Origin of the sequence: Streptosporangium sp. DT93 (assembly GCF_049844535.1) — a bacterium.
In the GTDB taxonomy this organism is placed as follows: Bacteria; Actinomycetota; Actinomycetes; order Streptosporangiales; family Streptosporangiaceae; genus Streptosporangium.
Genome location: NZ_JBNCLF010000018.1, coordinates 117,747 through 143,126, shown reverse-complemented (window position 1 = coordinate 143,126; position 25,380 = coordinate 117,747). Strand labels below are relative to the sequence as shown.

Annotated in this window: 21 protein-coding genes and 1 riboswitch; of the genes, 12 read left to right on the top strand and 9 right to left on the bottom strand. The window is 71.6% G+C overall.

Annotation, left to right across the window (positions count from 1 at the left end; genetic code table 11):
* Positions 1 to 10 precede the first annotated feature (10 nt).
* The 6 genes from ACLQ2R_RS31505 to ACLQ2R_RS31480 all read left to right on the top strand — a co-directional run bounded on the left by ACLQ2R_RS31505 (position 11) and on the right by ACLQ2R_RS31480 (position 6,394).
* Positions 11 to 1,699: an ATP-binding SpoIIE family protein phosphatase gene (locus ACLQ2R_RS31505; protein WP_425964781.1), complete on the top strand. Its 1,689-nt coding sequence runs from the start codon at positions 11 to 13 to the stop codon at positions 1,697 to 1,699.
* Positions 1,700 to 1,978: 279 nt separating this feature from the next.
* Positions 1,979 to 2,548, top strand: a complete 570-nt coding sequence (locus tag ACLQ2R_RS31500) for a TIGR03086 family metal-binding protein (RefSeq protein ID WP_425964779.1) — start codon at positions 1,979 to 1,981, stop codon at positions 2,546 to 2,548.
* A gap of 101 nt (positions 2,549 to 2,649) precedes the next feature.
* Entirely contained in the window at positions 2,650 to 3,246 is a 597-nt protein-coding gene (locus tag ACLQ2R_RS31495; protein WP_425964777.1) for an HD domain-containing protein, read from the top strand.
* Between the two features lie 85 nt (positions 3,247 to 3,331).
* Complete coding sequence (locus ACLQ2R_RS31490; RefSeq protein WP_425964775.1) at positions 3,332 to 4,132, top strand: DeoR/GlpR family DNA-binding transcription regulator; 801 nt, start codon at positions 3,332 to 3,334, stop codon at positions 4,130 to 4,132.
* Positions 4,129 to 5,208, top strand: a complete 1,080-nt coding sequence (gene galT / locus ACLQ2R_RS31485) for a galactose-1-phosphate uridylyltransferase (RefSeq protein WP_425964774.1) — start codon at positions 4,129 to 4,131, stop codon at positions 5,206 to 5,208. Before ACLQ2R_RS31490 ends, galT begins: the two co-directional genes overlap by 4 nt.
* A gap of 71 nt (positions 5,209 to 5,279) precedes the next feature.
* Positions 5,280 to 5,416, top strand: a riboswitch (cyclic di-AMP (ydaO/yuaA leader).
* Between the two features lie 3 nt (positions 5,417 to 5,419).
* A complete protein-coding gene (locus ACLQ2R_RS31480) occupies positions 5,420 to 6,394 on the top strand; it encodes a coiled-coil domain-containing protein (RefSeq protein ID WP_425964772.1) in 975 nt (324 codons plus the stop codon).
* A 55-nt stretch (positions 6,395 to 6,449) separates the two neighbouring features.
* On the opposite strand, the gene ACLQ2R_RS31475 is transcribed toward ACLQ2R_RS31480, so the two are convergent.
* On the bottom strand, positions 6,450 to 8,294 hold the full coding sequence (locus tag ACLQ2R_RS31475) for a serine hydrolase domain-containing protein (protein ID WP_425964770.1): 1,845 nt from the start codon (positions 8,292 to 8,294) through the stop codon (positions 6,450 to 6,452).
* Positions 8,295 to 8,459: 165 nt separating this feature from the next.
* Between ACLQ2R_RS31475 and ACLQ2R_RS31470 the strand changes: the two genes are divergently transcribed.
* The 4 genes from ACLQ2R_RS31470 (at position 8,460) to prfH (ending at position 12,449) form a co-directional block, all read left to right on the top strand.
* Positions 8,460 to 9,611 carry a sensor histidine kinase gene (locus ACLQ2R_RS31470; protein WP_425964769.1) on the top strand — a complete coding sequence of 384 codons (1,152 nt, stop codon included), beginning with the start codon at positions 8,460 to 8,462 and terminating at the stop codon, positions 9,609 to 9,611.
* Positions 9,589 to 10,242 (top strand): response regulator, encoded by a 654-nt coding sequence (locus tag ACLQ2R_RS31465; RefSeq protein ID WP_425964767.1) that lies wholly within the window; start codon positions 9,589 to 9,591, stop codon positions 10,240 to 10,242. Before ACLQ2R_RS31470 ends, ACLQ2R_RS31465 begins: the two co-directional genes overlap by 23 nt.
* Positions 10,243 to 10,596: 354 nt before the next feature.
* Positions 10,597 to 11,793 (top strand): RNA ligase RtcB family protein, encoded by a 1,197-nt coding sequence (locus ACLQ2R_RS31460; protein ID WP_425964765.1) that lies wholly within the window; start codon positions 10,597 to 10,599, stop codon positions 11,791 to 11,793.
* The gene (gene prfH / locus ACLQ2R_RS31455) at positions 11,790 to 12,449 is read left to right on the top strand and encodes a peptide chain release factor H (RefSeq protein ID WP_425964763.1); all 660 of its coding nucleotides are present in this window, start codon (positions 11,790 to 11,792) and stop codon (positions 12,447 to 12,449) included. The genes ACLQ2R_RS31460 and prfH overlap by 4 nt, the downstream gene beginning before the upstream one ends.
* 535 nt (positions 12,450 to 12,984) lie before the next feature.
* Here prfH and ACLQ2R_RS31450 read toward each other — a convergent pair.
* From ACLQ2R_RS31450 to ACLQ2R_RS31425, 6 genes are all read right to left on the bottom strand, one after another.
* Positions 12,985 to 13,809 carry an AfsR/SARP family transcriptional regulator gene (locus tag ACLQ2R_RS31450; protein ID WP_425964761.1) on the bottom strand — a complete coding sequence of 275 codons (825 nt, stop codon included), beginning with the start codon at positions 13,807 to 13,809 and terminating at the stop codon, positions 12,985 to 12,987.
* Positions 13,810 to 14,861: 1,052 nt separating this feature from the next.
* Complete coding sequence (locus ACLQ2R_RS31445; protein WP_425964759.1) at positions 14,862 to 15,899, bottom strand: aldo/keto reductase family protein; 1,038 nt, start codon at positions 15,897 to 15,899, stop codon at positions 14,862 to 14,864.
* A 225-nt stretch (positions 15,900 to 16,124) separates the two neighbouring features.
* Entirely contained in the window at positions 16,125 to 16,706 is a 582-nt protein-coding gene (locus tag ACLQ2R_RS31440; RefSeq protein ID WP_425964757.1) for a flavin reductase family protein, read from the bottom strand.
* Between the two features lie 9 nt (positions 16,707 to 16,715).
* The gene (locus ACLQ2R_RS31435; protein ID WP_425964755.1) at positions 16,716 to 17,420 is read right to left on the bottom strand and encodes an SRPBCC domain-containing protein; all 705 of its coding nucleotides are present in this window, start codon (positions 17,418 to 17,420) and stop codon (positions 16,716 to 16,718) included.
* A gap of 69 nt (positions 17,421 to 17,489) precedes the next feature.
* The gene (locus ACLQ2R_RS31430) at positions 17,490 to 18,884 is read right to left on the bottom strand and encodes an MFS transporter (RefSeq protein WP_425964753.1); all 1,395 of its coding nucleotides are present in this window, start codon (positions 18,882 to 18,884) and stop codon (positions 17,490 to 17,492) included.
* Positions 18,881 to 20,062, bottom strand: a complete 1,182-nt coding sequence (locus ACLQ2R_RS31425; RefSeq protein ID WP_425964751.1) for a hypothetical protein — start codon at positions 20,060 to 20,062, stop codon at positions 18,881 to 18,883. The genes ACLQ2R_RS31430 and ACLQ2R_RS31425 overlap by 4 nt, the downstream gene beginning before the upstream one ends.
* A 769-nt stretch (positions 20,063 to 20,831) precedes the next feature.
* Between ACLQ2R_RS31425 and ACLQ2R_RS31420 the strand changes: the two genes are divergently transcribed.
* Together ACLQ2R_RS31420 and ACLQ2R_RS31415 are read left to right on the top strand one after the other, a co-directional pair.
* On the top strand, positions 20,832 to 22,688 hold the full coding sequence (locus tag ACLQ2R_RS31420; protein ID WP_425964749.1) for a serine/threonine protein kinase: 1,857 nt from the start codon (positions 20,832 to 20,834) through the stop codon (positions 22,686 to 22,688).
* A 104-nt stretch (positions 22,689 to 22,792) separates the two neighbouring features.
* Positions 22,793 to 23,299 carry a DinB family protein gene (locus ACLQ2R_RS31415; protein WP_425964747.1) on the top strand — a complete coding sequence of 169 codons (507 nt, stop codon included), beginning with the start codon at positions 22,793 to 22,795 and terminating at the stop codon, positions 23,297 to 23,299.
* 158 nt (positions 23,300 to 23,457) lie between these two features.
* On the opposite strand, the gene ACLQ2R_RS31410 is transcribed toward ACLQ2R_RS31415, so the two are convergent.
* Positions 23,458 to 24,003 carry a MarR family winged helix-turn-helix transcriptional regulator gene (locus tag ACLQ2R_RS31410; RefSeq protein WP_425964745.1) on the bottom strand — a complete coding sequence of 182 codons (546 nt, stop codon included), beginning with the start codon at positions 24,001 to 24,003 and terminating at the stop codon, positions 23,458 to 23,460.
* Between the two features lie 5 nt (positions 24,004 to 24,008).
* Entirely contained in the window at positions 24,009 to 25,316 is a 1,308-nt protein-coding gene (locus ACLQ2R_RS31405) for a M50 family metallopeptidase (RefSeq protein ID WP_425964743.1), read from the bottom strand.
* Positions 25,317 to 25,380 lie beyond the last annotated feature (64 nt).

Sequence of the window (25,380 nt, the reverse complement as noted above, 5' to 3'; positions counted from 1 at the left end):
AGACCCCGCTATGCCAGGCTTCAGGATGGGCAGCCCCGCATCCATGCACGAGCAGCTCTCGCTGCTCAACGCCGCGAGTAAACGTATCGGCAGCACGCTGGACATGTTCGAGACCGGCAGGGAGCTGATGGACGTCGCCGTGCCGCGTTTCGCGGACGCGGCCGGCATCCTCGTGCAGGACCGGCTGGTGACCGAGGGGGAGTTCCCGCAGCAGAACAACGACGGCTCGGCGCTGGTGCGCCGGATCGCGGTCGGCGTGGCCGACCCCCTGCCCGGCGAGTACGCCAAGGCGTTCCCGGTGGACGAGGTCGCCGTCTACGACGCGTGGACCCCGTACGCCCGCTGCATGGCCACCGGCAACCCGATCCTCTACCCCCGCCTGGGACGCCGGACGGCCGAGGAGATCGGGCGGTTCTGGAAGCGCGACTCGGTCTCCAAGGTGCTGGAGGACAGCTCGTTCCTGGTGGTCCCGCTGAAGGCGCGCGGCCGGGTGCTCGGCTTCGTGATCTTCACGAGGCGGCCCACCAGCCAGCCCTTCGACGAGCAGGACGTGAACCTGGCCGAGGAGCTGGCCGCCAGGACGGCGGTCTGCCTGGACAACGCCCGGCTCTACAACCGCGAGCGGCGTACCGCGCTGACCCTGCAGAGCAGCCTGCTGCCGGTGGACCTCTCCCAGCCGCTGGGCCTGACGATCGCCTCCCGCTACCTGCCCGCCAGCGACCTGGTCGGCGTGGGCGGCGACTGGTACGACGTGATCCCGCTGCCCGGCTGCCGGGTCGCCCTCGTGGTCGGCGACGTCATGGGCCACGGCATCAGGGCCGCGGCCACCATGGGCCAGCTCCGCACGGCCGCGCGTACCCTGGCCAGCCTGGACCTGAGCCCGGCCGACGTGTTGTTCCGGCTCAACCTGATGAGCCAGGACCTGGACGCCAGCCAGATCGCCACCTGCGTGTACGCCACCTACGACCCGGTCACCCGGCGCTGCGCCATGGCCTGCGCCGGGCACGTCCCGCCGATCCTGGTGCGGCCCGGCGGCGAGACCGAGCTGCTGGAGCTGCCGCCCGGCCTCCCGCTCGGCATCGGCAACGAGCCGGCCGAGATGCGGGAGTTCACGCTCCCCGACGGCACGGTGCTCGCCTTCTACACCGACGGCCTGGTGGAGAGCCGCGAACGGGACATCGAGGAGGGCATCAGCGCGCTGCGCTCCCTGCTCTCCAGCCAGAACCACGACCTGGAAGAGGTCTGCAACCTCACGATCAGCGCCCAGCGGCCGGGGCACGAGCGCGACGACATCGCGCTGCTGCTCGCGCGGATCTCCGAGCTGACCCCGAAGGAGTTCGTCGAGGTCTCGATGCCGGCCGACCGGCGCTCGGCCTCCCAGGCCCGGCGCTTCGTACGGGCCACGCTGGAGGACTGGGGACTGGCCTCGCTCTGCGACAACACCGAGCTCATGGTCAGCGAGCTGGTGGCCAACGCGGTCGAGCACGGTCAGGGCGAGGTCGAGCTGCGCCTGCTGCGCGGGCCCACGCTGGTCTGCGAGGTGTCCGACACCTCCTCGTCGGTGCCGGTCATGCGGGAGGCGTCCACCACCAGCGACACCGGCCGCGGCCTGCATTTGATCAACTGGCTCGCCCACCGCTGGGGCTCCCGCCTCACCGAGAAGGGCAAGATCGTCTGGATCGAGCAGCGGCTGCCCTAGATGTACTGACCGTGCACGCGGCCACCCTCCGGGTGGCCGCCACGGGGAGCACCGTACGGGTGGCCACCGGAGACCGTTCACGCGGGATTCCGGGGGTCATCCCGCCCGGCCGGGTGCCACGACGAGCCGTACCCCGTCGGCGTCCACCGGCGCCCCGCCGGCGACGGGGCGGTGCGCGCGGGCCTTCTCGGTCATGTCCGTCGACGCGATGACTACTGGCGGCCCAGAGGTTACGGTCAGGGGAGAGCCACGGCGCGACCCGGGAGGACATCGGGAGACATGATGACCATCGACGTACCCGAGGCCTACAGCCGCGCGCTGGACGCCTTCGGCGCGCTCGTCCACCGAGTCGGTCCCGGTCAGTGGGAGAACCCGACGCCCTGCGTCGACTGGGACGTCCGGGACCTGGTCAACCACGTGGTCGGCGAGAACCTGTGGGCCCCGGAGCTGCTGGCCGGACGGGCCTCCGCCGAGGTCGGCGACGCCTTCGACGGCGACCTGCTCGGCGACGACCCCATCAAGGCGTTCGACACCTCGGCCGTGGCCGCCGTCCAGGCGGCGACCGCCCCCGGTGCGCTGGAGGGCGTCGTGCGCCTGCCGTTCGGCGACGTGCCCGGAGGCGAGTACGTCACCGAGCTGTTCGCCGACGCCCTCATCCACACCTGGGACCTGGCCCGCGCCATCGGCGCCGACGAGCGGCTCGACCCCGAGCTGGTCGACGCCTGCTCCGCCTGGTTCGCCGCGGCCGAACCCGGCCACCCCCCGGAGACGTCCGGCGCGGAGACCGGCCGGTCCCCGTCCGAGGACGCCCAGACGCGCCTTCTGGCCTCCTGGGGCCGCCCCACCTGACCGGCCGCGCGGCCCCGTCCCCCGGGCACACGAACGACCGCCTCGTCACCGTCCGCCTCCCCGGCGCGAGCGGTGATCCGGCCGCCCCTAGGCTCCCTGCCATGAGCGAGAAGCTGATGACCCGCTGGCTGTCCCTGGCCGGTCCCGGAGCCGGGCGGCTCGGCCGCGAACTGATCGCCCGCTACGACGAGCCGCACCGCAGGTACCACACGAGCGCCCACCTGGAGGCGGTCCTCGCCGGGGTCGACGCCCTGGCGGACCACGCCGAGCACCCGGACCTGGTACGGATGGCGGCCTGGTTCCACGACGCCGTCTACGACCCCCGGCGCGGCGACAACGAGGAGCTCAGCGCCCGGCTGGCCGAGCGCGCGCTGCCCGAGGCGGGGCTGGCACCCGAGGCGGTGGCCACGGTCGCCCGGCTGGTCAGGCTGACCCTCACCCACGCCCCGGCGCCGGGCGACGCCGACGGGGCCGTGCTCTGCGACGCGGACCTGGCGATCCTGGGCGCCCCCGAGGAGGTCTACGCCGCCTACGCCGCCGCCGTACGCGAGGAGTACGCCTTCGTCCCCGACGAGGCGTTCAGGACGGGCAGGGCCGCGATCCTGCGCTCGCTGCTCGGGCTTCCGGCGATCTTCCACGTCGCCGGGCCGGAGGAGGCGGCGCGCGCCAACATCGAGGCGGAGCTCGGGCGGCTGTGAGCAGGAGGTCCACCATGTTCCAACAACCGCCCCGGTCACCGCCGTGGTAATTTGGGGAAATCTGGTGAATTAAGGGGAGTGGACGATGCTGGCCCAGCAGCGGCAGCAGGCGATCCTGGAGAAGGTCCGCAACAGCGGCGGGGTCAGGGTCGCCGACCTGGTCCGGGAGCTCGGCGTCTCCGACATGACGATCAGGCGCGACCTGGAGGTGCTGGCCGAGCGAGGACTGGTGGAGAAGGTCCACGGCGGCGCCACCGCCGCCGGTCCCGGTTCGACCGAGGAGCCGGGCTTCACCGCCAAGTCGGTTCGCCAGCAGGCGGAGAAGGAGACGATCGCCCGAAGCGCCGCGGGGCTCGTCCGGCCCGCGACCGCCGTGGCGCTCTCCGCGGGCACCACGACCTGGACGCTCGCCCACCACCTGGTCGACGTCCCGGAGCTGACCGTGATCACCAATTCGATCCGGATCGCCGACGTCTTCCACCGCTCCCCCAGGGCCGACCGCACGGTGGTGCTGACCGGTGGGGTCCGCACGCCCTCCGACGCGCTGGTCGGCCCGGTCGCGGTCTCTGCGATCCGCCGCCTGCACGTCGACACGCTCTTCCTCGGCGTGCACGGGATGAGCGCCCGCGCCGGCTTCACCACGCCCAACCTGCTGGAGGCGGAGACCGACCGGGAACTGGTCGCCTCCGCCCGCCGCCTGGTGGTGACCGCCGACCACACCAAGTGGGGCACGGTCGGCATCAGCACGATCGCCGAGCTGGCCGAGGCGCACGTCGTGATCACCGACTCCGGCCTGCCCGACGAGGCACGCCAGGAGCTCGCCGCCTCGGCCGGCGAGCTGATCATCACAGAACCGCAGCAGGAGAGCGAGATCGCCACCCGATGAAACGCACCGTCACCCACCTGGCCGACGGCCGGGAGCTGTTCTACTTCGACCGGAGCGACGACGCGGACCGGAGCGCGATCGACGAGCGCGACCTGCCGCCCCGCCCGGCCGCCTCCGAGCTGCGCTACGACCCGCTGACCGAGGAGTGGATCGCGGTGGCCGGCCACCGCCAGGGCCGCACCTTCCTGCCCCCGGCCAGCGAGTGCCCGCTCTGCCCGTCCAGGCCCGGCAACCTCACCGAGGTGCCCTCCCCCGACTACGACGTGGCGGTGTTCGAGAACCGCTTCCCCTCGTTCTCCGACCAGCCGGGAGAGTACCGGCAGCCGGGCGGGCTGAGCGAGATCCGGCCCGGGGCCGGCCGCTGCGAGGTGGTCTGCTTCACCTCCGAGCACGACTCCTCGTTCTCCCGCCTGTCGCCCGAGAGGGTCGAGCTGGTCATGGAGGCGTGGATCGACCGTACGGCGGAGCTGTCGGCCCTGCCCGGGGTGGAGCAGGTGTTCTGCTTCGAGAACCGGGGCTCCGAGATCGGCATCACCCTGGCCCACCCGCACGGGCAGATCTACGCCTACCCCTACGTGACCCCGCGCACCAGGCTGACCCTCGCGGCGGCCGGGCGGTACCGGGAGCGGACCGGGGGCGACCTGTTCGCCGACGTCCTGGCCTCCGAGCGGGAGGCCGGGGTGCGGGTGGTGGCCTCCAACGAGCACTGGACGGCGTTCGTCCCGGCCGCCGCGCGCTGGCCGGTCGAGGTGCACCTCTACCCGCACCGGCGGGTCCCGGACCTGGCCGGTCTGGAGGCGGCCGAGCGGGCGGCGTTCGGGCCGCTCTACACCGACGTGCTGCGCCGTCTCGACGGGCTCTTCGACATGCCGATGCCCTACATCGCGGCCTGGCACCAGGCGCCGGTCACCACCGGCCGGGACCTGTCGTACGCGCACCTGGAGCTGTTCAGCATCCGCCGCGCGCCGAACAAGCTGAAGTATCTCGCCGGGTCGGAGTCGGCGATGGGTGCCTTCGTGAACGACGTGCTGCCCGAGCAGACAGCACATCTCCTGCGCTCCATTATCACGAATTGATCACCGATGAGTATCGTTTGAGGTCGCGTGACCTGGGGTTTACCACTACTATCCTTCCCACATCGGCTGTAGCAGCCGATATGCCTAATCCCAGGCGCGTCGCCCGGGAGCCGGGGAACCACCGCACCTGGGGTGAAACCACTTCGGTGGAAGGGCATCCTCCAGCCCGAACCCGTCAGCTAACCCGGTAGGCGGAAGGAGAGGAGAGTACGTGGCGGCCCCGCCCCCCACGTTCCGCCGCCATGCCGCTCTGGCCCTCTGCCTGGGCTCGGTCGTCGCCTTCACCCTCGGCGCCCCCACCGCCGGAAGCGCCGATCCCAAGCCGTCCGAGGCCGAGCTCCGTGCCGACCTGGTCAAGCTCAACAAGAAGGTCGACGCGCTGATCGAGAACTACGCGGCCACGCGCGAGTCCCTCGGCAAGGCCGAGAAGGGCGAGGCCGTGGCCAGGCAGAACCTGCGCAGGGCCGAGGAGGTCTACGGCGAGAACGAGCGGCAGGTCGACGCCATCATCCAGCTCCAGTACCAGAGCGGCATCGGTGGCCTGCCCTCGCTGCTGTTCTCCGAGGACCTGAGCGGGGCGGCGCTGATGGAGCAGCTCGCCGCCGAGCAGAGCGCCCGGCTGAAGGGGTTCGCCGAGAGCGTCGAGCGCAGGAGGAAGGCCGCCGAGACGGCCGCCCGGCTCGCCGACGAGATCGCCAAGGAGGCCAAGGAGGTCCAGGAGCAGCGCGAGAAGGCCGAGGACGTCATCGAGGACATCAAGAACAAGATCGACCGGCTGATCACCCAGGGTTCGGGGCGCCGCTCCGACGGCAGCTGGGCCCCGCAGCTGCCCGTGGGCGCCGACAACATCACCGACCGGACCCGGATCATGCGTGACGCGATCAGGAAACGCTTCGACCTGCCGTACTCGGTCGGCTGCTACCGGGCCGAGAACGACGGCGGCGAGCACCCGCTGGGCCGCGCCTGCGACTTCATGATGAGCGCCGGCGGCTCGATGCCCTCGGCCGCCAACCTCAGGCTCGGCGACGAGATCGCCGCCTGGGCCCTCAAGAACAAGGCCAGGCTCGGCGTGAAGTACGTGATCTGGCGCCAGCGCATCAACCACGGTTCCGGCTGGCGCGGCATGTCCAACCGCGGCGGCGTCACCGCCAACCACTTCGACCACCCGCACATCTCGATGTACTAGTGCCACTCCAGACGAGACCTCGTACCGGAGTCCGCCGAGCAGGGCGGTCGAGTGGTCACAGGTACCAGCCGAGCAGGTTCCAGTGCCGGCAGAACCACAGGAGGGCGAGCAGTCCCGCCAGCACGACCGCCTGATGGCCGCGGGCCAGGACGCCCGCGCACCGCCAGGCCCTCACGGTGACACCGATCGCGGCGACGGTGAGGGCGAGGACCAGCAACGGCAGCGCCAGGAGGACCTGGACGTCGGCCGGCACGCCGTACAGGATGCTCGTTTCGCCGGTCAGGACCAGCGTGAACAGCACCACGAACACCAGTCCGGCCGCGGCGGCCAGCCCGGCCAGGACACGCCCGGCGCGCCAGGCACGCGCGACGGGACGCCTCCTGACCCCGCGGACCGCGGCGGCCACCGGCAGGCCGAGCACGGCGGTCAGGGCGGTGACGGCGAACAGCGCAACGACGACGACATTGACCGGCGGGGTGTCCCACCAGGGGACGCGCCGGTAGGCGGGGCCGTCCGTGGCCACGTACGCGACACCGCTTCCGCCGGTCACCGGCGCCAGCCGCCGCGTGCCGCCGTCCTGCTGGTACAGCCCGGGCCCGATCGGGCTCCACGTCGAGCCCCCGAAGACGAGCTTCCCGCCCTCCACCCGCAGCCGGGTGGAACCGGTCAGGGCGACCACCTTCTCGATGCTGGACTCGGCGGACCGGGTGGGCTTGTAGAAGCCCTCGACGGGCACGACGGACGCACCGCCACCGGGCACGGTGCGCCTCCCGGGCAGGAAGCGGTCGAAGAAGGCGGGAACGACCTTGGCGGCGACGTCGGCCCCGCCCGGGCCGTTCGTGGAGAGGAACAGGCCGAGGTCGGCGTCGGGCACCAGCAGCAACGCGCTCTGGAAACCCTCCCAGCCGCCGTCGTGCATGAGTACGCGATGCCCGTTGAGCGTCTGCTCCTTGAAGCCGTGGGCGTACCCGTCGATGCGCGGATCGGCCGCGAACGTCCGCCGGTGCATGAGCCTGGCCGTCGGCCCGTCGAGGATGCGCCGGTCGCCGAAGCGCCCGTCCCGCAGGTGAGCGATCATGAAGTGGGCCATGTCGTTCGCGGTGGCACTGATCGACCCGTCGGGGGCGAGGGTGTCGAAGACGAACGGCTCGCGCCGGTACGCCCCGTCCTCGTGGTCGTAGCTGCGCGCCAGATCCGCGGCCAGGGGGGCGGGGACGGGCTCGGCGGCCGTGCTGTGCCGCATCGCGAGCGGGTCGAGGATGTGGTCGCGCACGTACTCGTCGTACGGCTGCCCGCTCACTTCCGACACGATGTGCCCGGCCAGCGCCGCCCCGTAGTTCGAGTACGCCGACACCTCGCCGGGTGGGCGCACCCGCGCGGGCACGGTGCCGGCGAGATGGTCCTCCAGGGGCGGCACGTCCTCCTTGCGCCGCGCCCCCACACCGATCGTGCGGTCCTCGAACCCGGCCGTGTGGTCCATCAGGTCCTGCAGCGTGATCGGCCGGGGGTAGGTCGCGGGGATCCGGAACGCGGTGAGATAGCGGTTCACGTCCGCCTTCAGGTCCAGCCTGCCCTGTTGGACCTGCTGCATCACCGCGGTCCAGGTGAACAGCTTGGTGATCGAGGCGATCCGGACCAGCGAGGTGGCCGGGTCGAAGGGCCTGCGGTTCTCGACGTCGGCCAGTCCGTACCCCTTGCTGAAGAGCGTCTTCCCGCCGCCCACGACCGAGACGACCGCGCCCGGCGCGTGGCCGGCCGCCGGCCCGTCCGCCATGGCGGCGTCGAAGAAGCCCGCCAGAGCACGTTCGTCCGGAACATCGACAGCCGCCGCGGCGGGACGCGGGACGAGGATCGTCAGCGCCGCGCACACCGCGACGAGCATCGGAGGGAGGACACGCATGGACGGCTCCTGACCTTGTCGAGGACGTCCACGATGCGGCCGGCGAGGGTGCGGCCGCATCGCCATCGCGGCCACGGGCGTCTCCGACGAAAGTCGGAGACGCCCGGCGTCCGGCGTCGCCCCCGGTATGAGGTGGCGCGCCGCCGCCCTGGCTACGCTGGGCCGATGCTGTCGTACCGCGCGGTGTCACGGCGGGTGGCCGCGCTCGGGCCACACGCGATCGGCGCGGCCTCCGTGGCGCTCTGCCTGTTCCTCACCGTCCTGGCGGTCAAGACGCCGTGGGCGCCACTGCCGCGACCCGTCATCGCCGCCGCCGGGCTGGCCGGCACGGGCGCGGTGTGGTTCCGGGGCCGGTGGCCGGTCGCGACGGCCGTCGCCGGGGCGGGGGCGTACGTGCTCTCGGGCAATCCGGGCCCCCTGCTGATCGGCCTCTTCTCCGGCGCGGGCACGCGTTTCCCGGCGCTGGCGGCGATCGGCACGGCGGGGTTCCTGGCCCGGCAGTGGGTGGACGGCGGCCGGTTGGACACCGACGCGCTGGTCTCGGCGGTGACCGCCACCGGGGTCACGCTGGCGGCGGGGGTGTACGCCGCCAGCCGCCGCGAGCTGACCCGGTCGCTGCGTGAACGCGCCGAACGCGCCGAGACCGAGCGGCGTCTGCGCGACGAGCAGGCGAGGTCCGCCGAGCGCGGCCGGATCGCCCGGGAGATGCACGACGTGCTCGCGCACAAGGTCGCGCTCATCGCGCTGCACGCGGGCGGCCTGGAGGTGAACGCGCGCGCGGGGCCGGAGCGCGTCGGGCAGAAGGCGGCGCTGATCAGGGTCAGCGCGCAGGAGGCGCTCGAAGAGCTGCGCAAGATCCTTGGCGTGCTGCGCGCCGGGCCCGGCGATGACGACGACGGCTTCCCCGACCTGCGGCGGCTGGTGGACTCCTGGGTGTCGGCCGGCGGGACCGTCACCCTGCACGGCGACATCGGCACCTGGCCGCCGGAAACGGCCAGGGCCGCGCACCGCCTCGTCCAGGAGGGCCTGACCAATGCGCACAGGCACGCCCCCGGCGCCCCGGTCACGGTCACGGCGACCGGGAGCAGGAAGGACGGCGTCACGATCGCGGTCGCCAACGGGCGATCGCTCCAGCCGGGTCAGGAGACCGGCGCCGGGGTCGGCCTGGTGGGACTGGCGGAGCGTTTCCGGCTGATCGGCGGAACGGTGCGCGGCGGGCCGGACGATACGGGAGGCTGGCGTCTTGAGGGTCGGCTGCCGTGGCACGCCGCAGACGCATCCCCGGGGACATCACATGATCAGGACACTGCTGGTTGACGACGAGTCGCTCATCCGCGCGGGGTTGCGGTTCATCATCGAGTCCGCGCCCGACGTGGAGGTCGTGGGCGAGGCCGAGGACGGCGGCCAGGCCGTCGACGCGGTCCGCCGCCTGGGGCCCGACGTGGTCCTGATGGACGTCAGGATGCCCCGGTACGACGGCCTGGCCGCCACCGGGGCCATCCGCCGGCTCGCCCGGCCACCCGCGGTGGTCATCCTCACCACGTTCGACAGCGACGAGCACGTCTTCGCCGCCCTGGAGGCCGGAGCCTGCGGGTTCCTGCTCAAGGACACCTCGCCGCACGACCTGATCCGGGCGATCCGTCTCGCGCACGGCGGCGACTCGATGCTGTCCCCGCGGGTCACCCGGCGGCTGATCCACCGGCTCACCGTCGACCAGCCCGTCCGGCGCCGCCGTGACGCGCTGGCCCGGCTGGAGACCCTGACCGGCCGCGAGCGCGAGGTGCTCACCGAGGTCGGGCTCGGCCGCTCCAACGCCGAGATCGCGGCCCGCCTGAACATGAGCGAGGCGACGGTCAAGAGCCACGTCTCCCACCTGTTCGACAAGCTCGCCGCCACGAACCGCGTACAGGTGGCCATCGCCGCCCACCGCGCCGGCCTGGTCGACTGACCCGGCCCGGCCACGCTCTCCGCGACGCGCGGGCCAGGGCCGTCGGACGGGAGCGCACGCACCCGCCCTGGATCTCCGGCGTGCCGGCCGAGGTGAACGCACGCGTCGCGGGGCGGCGGGCGCGGGCGTAGGGGGCGGCGGCGGGCGCGGGCGTGGGGGGCCGTACGGCCGAAAACCGGTTGCCCCGGGTGGCGGGGCTCGGGGAACGTGGTGGTCATGACGCTCTGACGGACAGTGCCCCCGTGCCCCCGTGCCCCCGTGCCCCCGTGCCCCCGTGCCCCCGTTCCCCCGGGACGCCACGGCGCCGGTGTGCCCCGTGACGCCGCCGCCCCCACCCTTTTCGAGAGAGCCTTCTTGTCTCAGCGACCCTCCGGGCAGGAGTCCCCGCCGCCGACCGCGGCCGCGGGCCCGGCCACCGTCACCGTGTTCGCCTCCCCCTCAAGCTGGATCGAGTCCGACGCCCTCGCGCAGTGCCACCAGGTGGCCGCCCTCGACGGCATGACGCACGTCGCCGCGATGCCGGACCTGCACCCCGGCAAGGGCGCCCCCATCGGGGCCGCCATGACCTCGACCGTGCTGTACCCGTTCCTGGTGGGCTCCGACATCGGGTGCGGCATCGCCGTGTTCCCCATGAGACTCAAGCGCGCCGTGCCCGAGAGGCTCGCCGCCCGCTTCCCCGACCTCGATCGCGCGCTGGATCCCGAGCGGGACGCCGGCGACCCTGCCTGGGCCGTCGTTGAGGGCGACATCCCCGCCGGTCACGTCGAGGGCCTCGGGACGGTCGGCCGGGGCAACCACTTCGTCGAGCTGGCGCGGATCGGGACCGTCCTCGATGCGGGCCACGCGGGCCGTCTCGGACTCGCCGAGGGTGACCTGGTCCTCGTCGTCCACAGCGGTTCCCGGGGGCTGGGCGAACGGATCCTGCGGGCGCACACCGAGGTCCACGGCGCGGGCCCCGCGCCCGATCCCGGCGCCTACCTGGCGATGCACGACGACGCCGTGCGCTGGGGATCGCTCAACCGGCGGCTGATGGCCGCCCGGGTCGCCCACGCCCTGGGGGCCGAGCCCGCCGAGCCGCTCGTCGACCAGTGCCACAACCTGGTCGAGGTCCGCGACGGGGCCTACCTGCACCGCAAGGGGGCCGCGCCGGGCGACGGACGCGACGTGCTCATCGCCGGTACGCGCGGCACCCCCTCCTACCTGGTGGCCGCCCACGCCGGGCCGGACGCCGGCCATTCCGTCGCGCACGGCGCGGGCCGCAAGATGTCGCGCGCGGACGCCCTGCGCCGGGGCCGGGCCAAGCACACGGTCGAGGAGCTGCGCCGCACGCCGGTGGGGTCGCTGGTGGTGTGCGGGGACCGCCAGCTGCTCTTCGAGGAGGCGCCGACGGCCTACAAGCGCATCGAGCAGGTGATCGCCGACCTCGTCGCCCACGACCTGGCCACGCCCGTGGCCACCACGATCCCCCTGGTCACCTACAAGACGGCCGACCTCGGGTCCGCGCCCCGGCGGGAGCAGCGGGAGCGGCGCCGCGAGCGGGGCCGGCGGTGAGCGTCCACCTGCTCCTGTCGGCCGGGCGCGGCCCGGCCGAGTGCGCCTGGGCGCTGGCCCGGCTGCTGCGCCGCCTGGAGGCCGACGCCACCCTGCGGAACGTGGAGACCCACCGGGCCGAGACCGTTCCCGGCGACCGGCCCGGCACCTACCGGTCGGTCCTGCTGCGGATCTCGGGGACCGGCGCCGAGGCGTTCGCCGCCTCGTGGACCGGAACCCTGTGCTGGCAGGCCCCCAGCCCGTACCGGACCGGCACGGGCCGCAAGAACTGGTACGTCGTCGCCCGGCCGTGCCAGGTCGACGTCCCGCGCACGACGTTCTCGGAGGCCGACGTCGACGTCGTCGCCTGCCGCACCGGCGGCCCCGGAGGCCAGCACCGGAACAAGGTCAGCACGGCGGTACGGGCGACCCACCGGCCCTCGGGGATCGTCGTCGTGGTCGACACCGAGCGGCAGCTCGGCCTCAACCGCCGCCTCGCCATGCGGCTGCTGCGGCAGCGCCTCGAGGACGGCGACGCGCAGGCGGGACGCGCCGCCACCACCGCCCGCCGGCGCGTCCACGACGAGCTCGTCCGCGGCGACCCCGTCCGTGTCGAACGCCCGGGGGTGCCGGAGCAGGACCCGTCCGCGCGGGGGCGGACGCGCTGGCGACCCTGAGGGTCCATCCGGCCGTGCCCCCGCCGCGGAGGGAGATTCGAGTTCTGCCCCGACGCGAGGACGGTGGCGAAAAAGCCCAGAATGCCGACTGCCCGGATGAAGTGGTCGAACCAGTCCGAGGCAGGGGCTTTCTGCCCAATGGGAATCCCCTGCCCGCCCACCGTGATACTTACGGCGACGATCGACGCCAAGAAGAACACGGCGAATGCGAGGCATCACCAGCCTTTGGTTCCCACTCCCTTGTGATTACGCCGAAAGATCCGGCGTGAAAAGACGTGTCCTGCCGCCGGCCGTACCGGGCGAGGAAAAAGCGACGGGCCGTGCGGTCGCGGGTTCGAACCCGCGACCGTCGGATCAGAGGTCCGATGCTCCATCCCGCTGACGGGAACGTCGATCGGCCGGTGGCGCGCCGTTCCGGTACGTTCGGCGGAGAACACCGGGGGCGTACGGCGAACCGGCGTGCGGCCCACCCCCGCCGGGGTGTGTCCGGAACATCCGGCACTCCCCGCGCGGAGGTGAACGGCACCGGCCGCCTTCACCGATGGGCGGCCTCCGGACGGACCTCCCCCAGGCATTCCAGTACTGCGTCGGCGGACATCAGGAACGGATCGGACTGCAGGATGCGGGTGTGCGTCGTGCTCGTCTCCCGGCCCGGCAGGATTCCCAGCTCCCGGTCGAGCAGCGCGAGGGTCTCCTGGAACACCTCCAGCGCCTCCCCCTGGCGGCCGGTCCGGTAGAGGGCGAGCATCAGCAGTATGCGGAAGCGTTCGCGAAACGGGAAGCGCATGATCAGGCTTCGCAGCTCGGGTATGGCCTCGAAGTGCTTTCCGAGGCCGATGTCCGCGCCGATGCGAAGCTCCAGGAGTGAGGTTCGCAGCTCTTCCAGGCGGCTGACCTCGTGGGCGGCGACGGCGCTCTCGGCCAGGTCCACGTACGGCATGCCGCGCCACGTGTCGAGCGCCTCCGCGGAGTGGCGCCCCATCTCCTTCAGGTCACGGCGCATCTTGGCGTTCATCGCCAGCTTGCCGAGCGCCTCGAACCTGTGGACGTCGAGCTCGCCGGGATACGTGACCACCGCGTAGCCCTCACCCCGTTGCTGGATCCGGTCGTGACCGAGAACGTGCCGGAGGCGGAAGACGTAGACCTGCATCGCCTTGCGCGGGTTCTTGGGTTGTTTGGTCCACAGGATGTCCGACAGCAGGGGGACCGGCACCGACTGCCCCGCTCTGCTGAGCAGGATGCTCAGCAGCTTCCTCGGCTTCTGGGCCGGTACCTGTACCTCGACACCGTTCACGGTGACAGCCAGATCCCCGAGAACGTGGAACTGTACCTCGCCCTCCAGGAGGGTGTTAGGCGACATGTGTTGTCCTTCACGGGTGGGAAAGGGACATCAGCCTCTTCATGGGAAGGTCGTTTCCTCCGCCGTGGTACGTCGTCGCGGAACGGCGGTCTCGTACGGGCCGGAATCGCCGGACGCCCGCGGTCGCCTCGATCGGCGACGGGCGCGTTCGACCGGCGACGGGCGTGTTCGACCGCTCGGTGAGGCGCCGCCGTCACGGCATAGGCAGGGCAGGGCGGGACCGTGCCGTCGCGCCAGGAGCGGGCGGCCTGCGATACGGCCGGAGAGGGAGACCGGTGGATCTCACCGGCCACGCGCCCGGGGAAGACGGCACCGTCGAAGGGGTCGCTTCCGCCTTCGCGTCGCGGACGACGGAACGGGAACCCTCCGCACGCGGTTCGACGGCGCCCGTGGTCCCGATGGGACCGCCGCGACCAGGCTGCGGGACAGCCGCGGCTCGGGCGACGTCACTCCGGTGAGTGCGGCCCTGTTCGATCAGGTTCGGCGAAGGGCGGGCTTCGGTGTCGGCCTGCCGGACGAGGCCCGTACGGGCGGGACGTGACCGGCCTTGACACGGCGGCTCCCCGGCTCCATCCCCCGCGGTCGTCCTGCGATGCCCCCTTCGTCGAAGCGCGGCGACATCGACGCGAGCGGTTCGCGCTGACGGCGCCCCAAGCCAGTCATGTGCACGTATGCGGCGATTTCAGCCTGTTTGAGAACACGAAAAAACACAGCCATCCGGTAGCCCCCAATACCTCTTGTCTGCTACCAGTCATTATACGTAAATGTCGTACGTCGTCGCGTATTCCACCGCACCCTAAAATGCTGATTTACCCTCATGTGCGGCCGGGCGACTTAGGAACAGGACGTATACCCCCATAAGGTCCTACTATTTCGGTCATTCCGGTGAACATCACCCCGGGACGCGGATCCCCCGCGTGGAGGGCCCCGCGGAGAATCGCGGTGAGCGGACGCATCGCGGCGAACCGGTATCGGCCGGCGGAACGCGGACGGCATCGGCGCCAGGGCGGGGCCGGCCGCGTCCGGCATCCCCGCGGACGGGTACCTCCCGGCTATCCGCCGGCCGGTTCGGTTCTCGTCCAGCCCGGCTTGACGGCCATCATCCGCGCGGTCTTGGCGGGATCCCGGTCGACGAGATCCCCGAGCACCTCGTCCACCCGCTTCAGGGCGTCCTCGTCGATCGTCCTGCCGGACGCCGAGGCGTTCTCGGTCACCTGCTCGGGCCTGGTGGCGCCGGCGACCACCGAGGAGACCCCCGGCTGCCGGAGCACCCAGGCGATCGCGAGCTGGGCGGCGGAGAGGCCGCACTCCTCGGCGACGGGGAGCAGCCCCTGCACGCGTTCGAGAAGCGGCGTGCCCAGCACTCTGCGGATGAACGTGGGAGCCCTCCCGCCGGCCGTTCCCCGCGACCCTTCCGGCGGCTGCCGGCCGGGGCGGTACTTGCCGGTCAGCACCCCCTGCGCGAGCGGCTGGAAGGCCAGCTGGCCGATGCCCTCACGCAGGCACAGCGGGACGACCTCCGGTTCGACGACCCGCCACAGCATGTTGTACTGCGGCTGGTTGGAGACGATGCGGCCGCGCAGCCCCAGGTCGCGGGCGACGGTCAGCGCCGACGCGATCTGCGGGGCCGTCCACTCCGAGACACCGAGGTAGAGCACCTTGCCCTGGCGCACCAGGTCGTCGAAGGCGACCAGGGTCTCTTCCAGGGGGGTCGTCTCGTCGAAACGGTGCGCCTGGTAGAGGTCGAGGTAGTCGGTGCGCAGCCGGCGCAGGGACGCCTCGCAGGACTCCATGATGTGCTTGCGGCTCAGGCCGCGGTCGTTCGGGCCGTCGCCGGTGGGCAGGCAGACCTTCGAGGCCAGGACCAGCGACGACCGCCTCACCCCGTCGAGCGTGGCACCCAGCACCTCCTCGGCCGCCCCCTGGGCGTAGACGTCGGCGGTGTCGAAGGTGGTGATGCCCGCGTCGAGTGCCGCCCGGATGCACGCGACGGCCTGGTCCCGCTCCACCAGCTCTCCGTGGGTGAGCCAGTTCCCGAAGGTGACTTCACTGATCATCAGGCCGCTCTGCCCGAGGTGGCGATGTTCCATCGATAGTCGGGATGCGGCACCCTCCTTCGAGGAGCCCGTCCTCCCGATCCCCCTTTCGCATGAAGATCACAACACTGGCCCGCGCGCGGCGTCAAGGCGGATCGGCCGGGCGCGGCTCCGGCCCACCGGCCCGTCACGACACCCGGACCCCGGCCCGCCGCGTCAGGAGGCGCGGCTCCGGCCCACCGGCGCGCCACGACACCCGGGCTCCGGCCCGCCGCCGTGTCAGGAGGCGCGGCTCCTTCGCGACCTCCCGTTCGTGAACCCACCCGCCTCGCCCGGGCGCGCGTCGTCACGCGGCAGGGACGCATCACCCGGGCCTGCTCCGGAGAAGGCGGTGGCGAGCGGGTGAAAGGCCCGCTGGTAGTAGACCAGCGGGGCACCGTCGCGCACGCTGTACGCCTGCACGGCCCCGATGACGACCTCGTGGTCTCCCGCGGGAAGCGCGCTGTGCACGGTGCACTCCAGCGAGAAGAGCGCGTCCGGGACGACCGGAGGGCCGTCCGGGGTGAGCGACCCCCACGTGCCCTGGAACTTGTCCGGGGACGTCGTGGCGAACAGCCGCGCCACGGCGTCGTGGTGCCGGCGGAGCATGCTCACCGCGAAACGTCCCGACTCGTGCACGGCCGGCAACGTGCGCGCGGACCGCGCGATGCAGACCAGGACCATCGGAGGCTCGGCGGAGACGGAGCAGAAGGCGCTCACGGTCAGTCCGTGCGAGCCCGCCCGTTCCCCCCGTGCCGTGACGATCGTGACGCCGCTCGGAAACCGGGCGAGCGCGGCCCGGAACTCGTCCACGATGACCATCCCGGGACGTCAGGCCGTGAACGGCCGCAGCACCAGTTCGACCGTGCGGTCCTGGAGGGTGAACGTCGCCTTCTGGCCGGGCACCGCGTCGTCGAGCCAGCGGTGGAAGTCCTCCATCTCCTTCAGCGTGACGCCGTCGATGGCGTGGATCTCGTCGCCCGGCTGGATGCCGACGAACTCGGCGGCGGAGTTGATCGCCACGTCCTGCACGACCATCCCGGTCTCCGGGGTGACCCCCAGCGGGATGATGCCCGTCTTGGGCGGTGTCAGCGTCTTGTGGAACTGGAACGGCCGGTGCTCCAGGTAGGCCGCGAGCCGCTCCAGGTAGTGCCACCAGTGGTGGTCGTACGCGTCGAACTCCACCCGGGAGCGGACCGAGTCGCCGAAGCCCGAGTGGCGCACCCTTACCTCGGTCCTGTCCTCGTCGACCCGGACGAACCCCACCTCCACCGAGGTCGGCTCGTCGTTCCCGGGCACGTCCCAGTCGTAGGAGCAGGACACGCCGGGGTCGACCTCGCGCAACGTCCCCGTGAAGACGAGATCGACCCGCCCTCCCCGGTTGAAGTGCCAGCGAAGCGGGTCGCCCGGTTCGGCCGGGATGCTCGCGTCGTGCAGGTTGAGCCAGGCGCGGACCTCCTTGGGGTCGATCCATGCCTGCCAGACGCGCTCCCGGCTCACCTTGATCTCGCGCGCCGTCGATGTTTCGAGTGCCATGACACCGTTCTCCGTTCTTGGGATCCGCGCCGGCTGGGGCACGGGCTCAGCGGTACGCCGGTCGATCGCCTACCTGGCCTCCGCCTCGTGCAGGGCCTTCTCGACTGCGGCGTTGGAAAGCGTCAGTAGTCCGATGAGTGAGACGGCCGCCCCGAACAGGCCGCCTGCCCGGTACACGGCCTCCAGGCTCACGTGGGTCGCGATCTGGCCGGCCAGGAGGATGCCGACCGGCATCAGCCCGAAGGCCACCAGCCTGTTCACGCTGCTGACCCGTCCGATCAGCTCCCTCGGGACGATGGTCTGCCGGATCGACACGGTCGTGACGTTCCAGGTCATGGCCGTGTAACCGGTGACGGCGAGGCCGAGCGCGACGAAGGCGACCTCGCTGGTGAACCCCAGGATCGTGAAGCCCAGCGCGCCCAGCATCACCCCGCCGAGCGCGGACCTCGCCGGCCCCAGACGGTGGGTGAACATCCGGCACGTGAAGCCCGCGGTCACGCTGCCGACCGCGACCGAGGCGAGCAGCAGGCCGTACGCCACGTCGCTGATCTGCATGACCTGCCGCGCGTACAGCACCAGCATCGCCAGCTGGCCGACCGTGCACATGTTGGTGAGGCCCGCGACCAGCGTGAACACGCGGAGCACGCGGTGGCGGGCCAGCCAGCGCACGCCCTCGCCGATCTCCCTGCGCATCGCGCGCCGGGGTCTCGTGTCGTTCGTGCCCTTCGCGTCCTTCGTGCCGGCGGTCGTCGCCCCCCGGGCGCCGTCGGCACGGAAATCGCCGCGCATGAGGAACGAGAAGACGGAGCTCACCGCGAAGCTGATCGCGTCCACGCCCACCGGCACGGCCCTGCCCACGGTGTAGAGCACGCCGCCGAGCGCCGGTCCCAGGAACTTCAGGGCGACCGTGTTGGCGGTCATCAGCCTGCTGTTGGCCCGCTCCAGCGCCTTTCGGTCCTGCGGGACCGTCATCGGGAGGATCGCCGAGCGCGAGCTGTCGTAGACGGTCTCGATCGACGTGATGCCGAAGGCGATCACCATGAGAAGCGGGATCGACGCCCAGCCGCCGAGAACCGCGACGAACAGGACGACGAGGATCGCACACCGGAGGGCGTCCGACACCCACATCGCCCGGCGCCGGTCCCAGCGGTCGGCGAGCGCGCCTCCCATCAGGGCGAGCAGCAACCAGGGAAGCTTGTCCGCCATCCCGACGAGGGAGAGCGTCGCCGGATCGCTGGTGAGGTCGGCGGCCAGCAGCGGCAACGCGGTGACGGTCAGGCCGTTTCCCACGCTCGAGACCGACCAGCCTCCCCAGAGCAGCCAGAAATCGCGTCCGAGGCCGCCGGAGATCCTCGCGCCCAGCCGCCCTCCCCGCCCTCCCCGGCCGTCCGGCGGCGCGCCGGGGTCCTGCGGTTCCGTCGTGGTCCGCAGGCCTCCGTCGCCCGGGGCCTCCCTGGTCGTCATGCGCCCTCCGGGGTGGTCTCCCCCGGGAGCAGCGCGGCGGGGTCGAGTTCGAAGAGCAGGCGGGTGGCGCGGGCGGCTCCGTCCGCGTCCGCGAGCTCCCGCCGGCAGAGCACCGCCTTGTACGCCGCGCCGGCTCCCCTGAGGCCACCGGCCTGGGCGCCTCGCTCGAACTCCTCGGCCGCCCGCTTGACGTCGCCGTCGCGCTGGAACCAGGCACCCGCGAAGTAGCGCGCGGAGGGCTCGTTCCCGTCCACCCGCAGCAGCTCCTCCGCGGCCCGTTCCACGTGGTCGGCGGGGTGGAGCATGGTGCCCGCCTTGACGGTCACGTCGAGGAGCAGCCTGGTGTTCTCCCGGGCGCTGTGCCACTGCTGGGAGTCGGCGGCCAGGCTCTCGGCCTCGGCACCCGCCTCGTACGCCGCGTCCATGGCCGCCCGCGCCGCGTCCGCGTCCTTGTCCGTGATCCGGTGGAAGGCCGCGGCCCGCCAGAACCTGCTCGTCGTGAGCGCGCGCGACCAGGGCTCGACCTCGTCCAGCGCGGGCAGCAACTCCTGGCCGTACGCCATCCAGTAGTCGCTCCCGCGCTCGCCTCCCCGGTCCCGCAGCAGGATCGAGATCAGCTGGGTGCACGAGAGCACGCGCGGTACCGGCAGCTCTCCCTCGGTGGCCAGCCTCGCGAAGGCGTCCGTCACCGCGGAATCGCGCAGATGCTGGCGCAGCGCCCGGGCGGTCTCGTAGGCGAGGTGGTCGCCGGAGGGGTGGGAGCCGGCGGCACCGGCGGCACCGGCGCCGTCACCCGAGGTCAGCTCCGCCGCGAGCCGGTAGAACCCGAGCTGCGTGAGGATCCTGACGAGCACCGCGCGCCGCGGAACGGACTGGTGGGGCCATTCGGCGATCTGGCGGTTGAGGAACAGCCACGGTTCCAGTCCGGTGTTCGCCGCCACGGCCGCCGGCGAGTCTCCCAGGAACACGTCCTGCCTGGCCTGCCTCGCCAGCCAGGACCGTGAGTCTCCCTGCAGGATCAGGGAGCAGTGCGGAAGAAGTTCGTCCTGGTTCTCGTCGCGCAGCAGGGCCAGCAGCAGCGGCGTGCTCTCGGCGCAGAGCGGCCCGCCCACCGTGGGAGTCAGCGTGAACCAGGCGCTCCAGGTGCGCTGCAGTCCGACGGTGTCCAACTCGACCACGGGCGGGAATTCCAGATCCCCCCACGCGACATCATCCGCGCGCGTATAGGTGTGCAAGCCCGCCAATATCCTACCCTTTTCTCGAGCAGCCGATCACTGGTTGAGAAGGCGGGAGAGGATTGCTGGAATCCCCTCCCGCCGGATATCGGCTTTCAATTCACCGATTAGTAGACCTCGCTGGGCGCGTACACCTCGCTCGGCGCGTAGACCTCGCTGGGCGCGTAGACCTCGCTCGGGGCGTAGACCTCACTCCGCATCTGAAACACCTCCTCTTGGGGTTGTTCCTTGCTGGCGGAGTCAGCTTTTCGGGGATCAGTTTCACAACGGTTTCACGTCGGTTTCACGGCGTCATTGACAGTCTCCGATTACGGTTGTCCTGCCAGGTGAAGGGGGCTTCGAATCTTTTTCCCGGCGACCCGACGACCCTGCGCGCCTGCGCGCCTGCGCGCCTGCGCCCCGGCGGCCGGGCCGCCGAGCCGGTGTACCGGACCGATATGAGGCCTCGTCATGTTCAGGGGCGCCGCGATCGGCACGCGGACCCTCAGGCGATTCCGGGACCGGCGTCCTCACACGCGCGGGGAGTCCATACGAGCTTTTCCCACATGAAAGATCCGGAAATCAACTGAAATCACCCTGGCGCACCCGGGATGATGTACGCGAAGATGCCTCCTGTGTGCCGCTCCGGTGGAATGTGTCCGGCGACGGGTGCGGACATTCACCGTGAACGCGTGGCGTGACCGAACATGCGCAGCCGTCAGGGAGATTCGGCATGGCCGACGAAGAGACCATTCCGGTGGAACCGCTGGAATCGGGGGATCCGTCCCGGGTGGGTCCCTACCGGTTACTCGGGCGGCTCGGCCAGGGCGGTATGGGCAGCGTTTATCTCGCCCGTGGCGCCGATGACCGCCCGATCGCCGTCAAGACCCTTCTCGGGCGCTTCGCGAACGACGCCGAGTTCCGGCACAGGTTCCGCCGCGAGGTGGACCGGGCCCGGCAGGTGCCGCCCTTCTGCACGGCCGAGGTGTTCGACGCCGACCCGGACCACGACCCGCCCTACCTGGTCGTGGAGTACGTGGAGGGTCCGAGCCTCACCGAGGCCGTACGGACCCGCGGGCCGTTCACCCCGGCGAACCTGCACGGCCTGGCGATCGGCGTGGCCGCGGCGCTGACCGCCATCCACAGCGCCGGAGTGATCCACCGGGACCTGAAGCCGAGCAACGTGATGCTGGCACTGGGCGGCCCCAAAGTGATCGATTTCGGCATCGCCCGGGAGATCGATTCGAGCACGGTGCTCAGCTCCTCGAAACCCGGGCAGCTCATCGGCACGGTGCCGTACATGGCGCCCGAACGCCTCGACTCCAGCGGTGCCCCGCTCACCCCCGCCGTGGACGTGTTCGCCTGGGGGGCGCTGATCGCCTACGCCGGGACCGGCAGGAACCCGTTCGCCACCGATTCCCTGCCCGCCACCGTCGCCCGCATCCTCACCCGGCCGCCGAACCTGGACGGCCTGGACGCCTCCCTGCGCCCCCTGGTCGAGCAGTCGCTGGCCAAGAACCCCGCCGACCGGCCCACCGCCCACCAGCTCCTCCAACGCCTCCTGGGACGCCCTTCCGACGACGAGCGGGAGCTGGGCACGACCGTGGAGGAGACCATCAAGAACCTCTACACCGTGCGCGACGTCCCCGATGCCACCCACACCGACACGCCGACCGCCACAACCACCGCCGTGGTCGCCACCGTCGCCGACGACGACAGTGGCGGCGGACGGCCCGGCGGGACCGGGATCCGCCGGCGCCCGCGACCGGTCGCGGTCGTCGTGGCGGCCGCCGCCGCGGTCGCCGTCGCGGCCCTCGCTCTGATCCTGCTTCCGAACTGGGGCGGGACACCGGGAGGCTCCTCCGCGACCCCCGGGAGGACCCTGGCCGCCTCCGGGCCGTTCCAGATCGCGCTCGGTGACCTCCTCACGAAGGACAGGCCCGCCGCCGGAGCGGGGAACATCGAGTCCCCGGGTGCCCAGGACGTCTACGAGTTCACCGCCGAAAAAGGCCAGAAGATATTCCTCGACGCCCGGGAAAGCGCCCCGAACCTCAACTGGATCCTCTACGACCCCGAAGAAAGCATCGTCTTCGGCGGAACCGGGATGAACAACGAGTTCAGCCAGATGCCCGAAGACCAGGGGCCTCACACCCTCGCTTTCGACGGCACCTACCAACTCGTCGTCTACGGAAAAGCCGACGCCGTCGGCACCTATCGCGCGAAGCTGTGGTCCGTACCGTCCCAGGAGACCGTCACCCTGCGACTCGGCGAGCAGATCTCCGACGGTCAACCTGCCGCCGGAGCGGGGAACATCGAGACACCCGGCGCGCAGGACGTCTACGAGTTCACCGCCGAAAAAGGCCAGAAGATATTCCTCGACGCCCGGGAAAGCGCCCCGAACCTCAACTGGATCCTCTACGACCCCGAAGAAAGCATCGTCTTCGGCGGAACCGGAATGAACAACGAGTTCAGCCAGATGCCCGAAGACCAGGGGCCTCACACCCTCGCTTTCGACGGCACCTACCAACTCGTCGTCTACGGAAAAGCCGACGCCGTCGGCACCTACCGCGTGAAGGTCGAAGCCCGCTGAGTCCCACCGCCCTCGCCCCGCGACGGGCGACGACGACGCCCGGGGGCCGCCGGACGGGCGCAAAAGCGTATGACAGTGGTGGTGGGCGGGGGCAGGATTGCCCCATGACCGACAAACGCATCGATCCCCCCTTCATCGCCGACGAGCGCTCCATGCTCCACTCCTGGCTGGAGTGGCACCGGGAGACCCTGGAGGTGAAGTGCGCCGGCCTGACCGACGAGCAGCTCCGGCTGCGCTCCGCCGAGCCCTCCTCCATCTCCCTGCTGGGCCTGGTCCGGCACATGGCCGAGGTCGAGCGGAACTGGTTCCGCAGGATCCTCGGCGGTGAGGACGCCCCTCCGTTCTACTACTCCGACGACGACCCCGACGGTGACTTCGACAACCTGGAGACGAGCACCGCCGAGGAGGCGTTCGCGAACTGGCGGGCCGAGATCGCCCACGCGCGCGAGATATCGATCACGCTCCCCATGGACGCGATCGGCAGGGGACAGCGCCGGGGTAAGGACGTCTCGCTGCGCTGGATCCTCATCCACATGATCGAGGAGTACGCCCGGCACAACGGCCACGCCGACCTCGTCCGCGAGCGGATCGACGGGGCGACCGGGGACTGACGGGGGCCCTGAGTCCAGGGGCGGAGCGGGACCGGACGGCGAGCGGAAACGAGGGCGGGCGGGAACGAGGGCGGGCGGGGATCAGGCGGCGAGCGGGGGCACCGGCGGGCCTGGGGCGACAGGCCACGGGGAACGGGGGACGGGGAACGGGGAACGCTTCAGCGCGGGGAGGGCATCTCCGCCAGCACCGCGGCGATCACCTGGTCCAGGCCCGCGAGGTTCGCCGGGCGGGCGACGGCCGCCTCGGCGAACCGGGCGAGCAGCCGGGCGAAGACCTCGCGCTCGGACTCGTCCCAGTCCGACATCAGGCCGTTCAGGTAGGTGCGCCGGTGACGGACGACGACCTCCAGGACGCGCCGGCCCCGCTCGCTCAGCGTCAGGCGGGCGCGCCTGGCGTCCACCGCCGACTCCTCGCGCTCCACGAACCCGGCGCCGATCGCGTCGTTGACCAGCCTGCTGGCGGTGGAGGGATCGACGTCCAGCTGCTCGGCGACCGCCCCCACGGTCACCTCGGGCGCGTCCAGGCTGAGCTTGTGCACGGCGTGCACGACCATCACGTTCGACATCTGCACCGGCCGCTGCGACTCCGCGGACCTGCGCGCGCGCAGGGGGCGCGACCAGATCCGGCGGAGCCGGAACAGGGCCACGTCGATCAACGCTCCGGGCGCGCCGTCGTTCACCGCTCCGGGCGTGCCGTCGTTCACCGTGATCAGCCGGACAGGCGGACGGGGTTGACCAGGTCCGCGTACATCAGCAGCCCCGCCATGATGACCATCAGGAAGGCGATGGCGTACGTCAGGGGGAGCGCCTTGGCGATGTCGACGTGCCCGGGGGCGGGACGGCGGGTGACCCGGGCGAAGGCGCGCTTGAGGCCCTCCCAGAGGCCGCCGGCGATGTGGCCGCCGTCCAGCGGGAGCAGCGGGATCAGGTTGAACAGGCCGATCGCCAGGTTGAACCCCGCCAGCAGGTTGACGAAGACGACGATCTTGTTCTCCACCGGGATGGCGGCGGCGGCGATCTCACCGCCGATGCGGCTCACGCCGATCACGCCGATCGGGCCGTTGCGGTCGCGCTCGTCACCGGAGAAGGCTGCGTGCCAGACGCCGACCATCTTCTCGGGGAACCGCATCAGGGACGCCGCGGTGGCCGAGGTGAGATCCCCCATGTGCTCGACCACGGCGCCGAGGTCCTGCCGCTCGATGACGATCTTCGGGCTGACCCCGAGGTACCCGACGCCCTTCTCGATCTTGCCCGGCTCGTCCGGGGACTCGCGGTCCTGGGCGATCAGGGAGGCGTTGACGGTCAGCTCCTGGCCGGCGCGCCTGATGCCGATCGCGACCGGCCCGGCGCCGTGGTCGCGGATGGCGCGGGTGGCGGTCTCCCAGCTCGCGGCGGGCCTGCCCGCCACCGAGACGATGACGTCCCCGGGCCTCAGCCCTGCGCGGCTGGCCGGGCTGGGCTGGTCGGCCGCGGTGCACTCGGGGTTCTGCCTGTACTGGGCGGCGGTCTTGACGCACTGCGGGATCGAGGCGATCTCGGTCTTGTACGTGGCGACGCCGAACCCCATGAGCACGACGCCGAACAGGATGAACGCCAGCACGAAGTTCATCGCCGGGCCGCCGGACATGATGATGACCTTCTGCCACCACGGCTTGCGGTAGAAGACCCGGTCCTCGTCGCCCGGCCGCACGTCCTCCAGTGCCACGTCGCGCGCGTTCTCGATCAGGCTCTGCCAGGGGCCGGTGGAGACCGAGCGGACCTTGCCGGGGGCGTCGGTGGGACGGGGCGGCAGCATGCCGATCATCCGGATGTAGCCGCCGAGCGGGAGCCACTTGATCCCGTACTCCGTCTCGCCGCGGTGCCGCGACCACATGGTCGGGCCGAAACCGACCATGTACTGCGTGACCCTGACGCCGAACAGTTTGGCCGGCACCAGGTGGCCGATCTCGTGCAGCCCGATCGACACCATCAGCCCCACGAGAAAGACGATGATCCCGACCACGAAGAGCCAGCTCACAGGTTCATACTCCCATCGCGGTTTCCCCGGCAACACCCCATAAGAGGTTAGCCGAACTATCCGC

Excerpts from the sequence above, each read along its gene's own strand:
- ACLQ2R_RS31505 (WP_425964781.1), top strand. The coding sequence starts at position 11 with ATGCCAGGCTTCAGGATGGGCAGCCCCGCATCCATGCACGAGCAGCTC.
- ACLQ2R_RS31495 (WP_425964777.1), top strand. The coding sequence starts at position 2,650 with ATGAGCGAGAAGCTGATGACCCGCTGGCTGTCCCTGGCCGGTCCCGGA.
- ACLQ2R_RS31475 (WP_425964770.1), bottom strand. The coding sequence starts at position 8,294 with ATGCGTGTCCTCCCTCCGATGCTCGTCGCGGTGTGCGCGGCGCTGACG.
- ACLQ2R_RS31415 (WP_425964747.1), top strand. The coding sequence starts at position 22,793 with ATGACCGACAAACGCATCGATCCCCCCTTCATCGCCGACGAGCGCTCC.
- ACLQ2R_RS31435 (WP_425964755.1), bottom strand. The coding sequence starts at position 17,420 with ATGGCACTCGAAACATCGACGGCGCGCGAGATCAAGGTGAGCCGGGAG.
- ACLQ2R_RS31445 (WP_425964759.1), bottom strand. The coding sequence starts at position 15,899 with ATGGAACATCGCCACCTCGGGCAGAGCGGCCTGATGATCAGTGAAGTC.
- ACLQ2R_RS31450 (WP_425964761.1), bottom strand. The coding sequence starts at position 13,809 with ATGTCGCCTAACACCCTCCTGGAGGGCGAGGTACAGTTCCACGTTCTC.
- ACLQ2R_RS31490 (WP_425964775.1), top strand. The coding sequence starts at position 3,332 with ATGCTGGCCCAGCAGCGGCAGCAGGCGATCCTGGAGAAGGTCCGCAAC.
- ACLQ2R_RS31420 (WP_425964749.1), top strand. The coding sequence starts at position 20,832 with ATGGCCGACGAAGAGACCATTCCGGTGGAACCGCTGGAATCGGGGGAT.
- ACLQ2R_RS31465 (WP_425964767.1), top strand. The coding sequence starts at position 9,589 with ATGATCAGGACACTGCTGGTTGACGACGAGTCGCTCATCCGCGCGGGG.
- galT (WP_425964774.1), top strand. The coding sequence starts at position 4,129 with ATGAAACGCACCGTCACCCACCTGGCCGACGGCCGGGAGCTGTTCTAC.
- ACLQ2R_RS31430 (WP_425964753.1), bottom strand. The coding sequence starts at position 18,884 with ATGACGACCAGGGAGGCCCCGGGCGACGGAGGCCTGCGGACCACGACG.
- ACLQ2R_RS31500 (WP_425964779.1), top strand. The coding sequence starts at position 1,979 with ATGATGACCATCGACGTACCCGAGGCCTACAGCCGCGCGCTGGACGCC.
- ACLQ2R_RS31470 (WP_425964769.1), top strand. The coding sequence starts at position 8,460 with ATGCTGTCGTACCGCGCGGTGTCACGGCGGGTGGCCGCGCTCGGGCCA.
- ACLQ2R_RS31440 (WP_425964757.1), bottom strand. The coding sequence starts at position 16,706 with ATGGTCATCGTGGACGAGTTCCGGGCCGCGCTCGCCCGGTTTCCGAGC.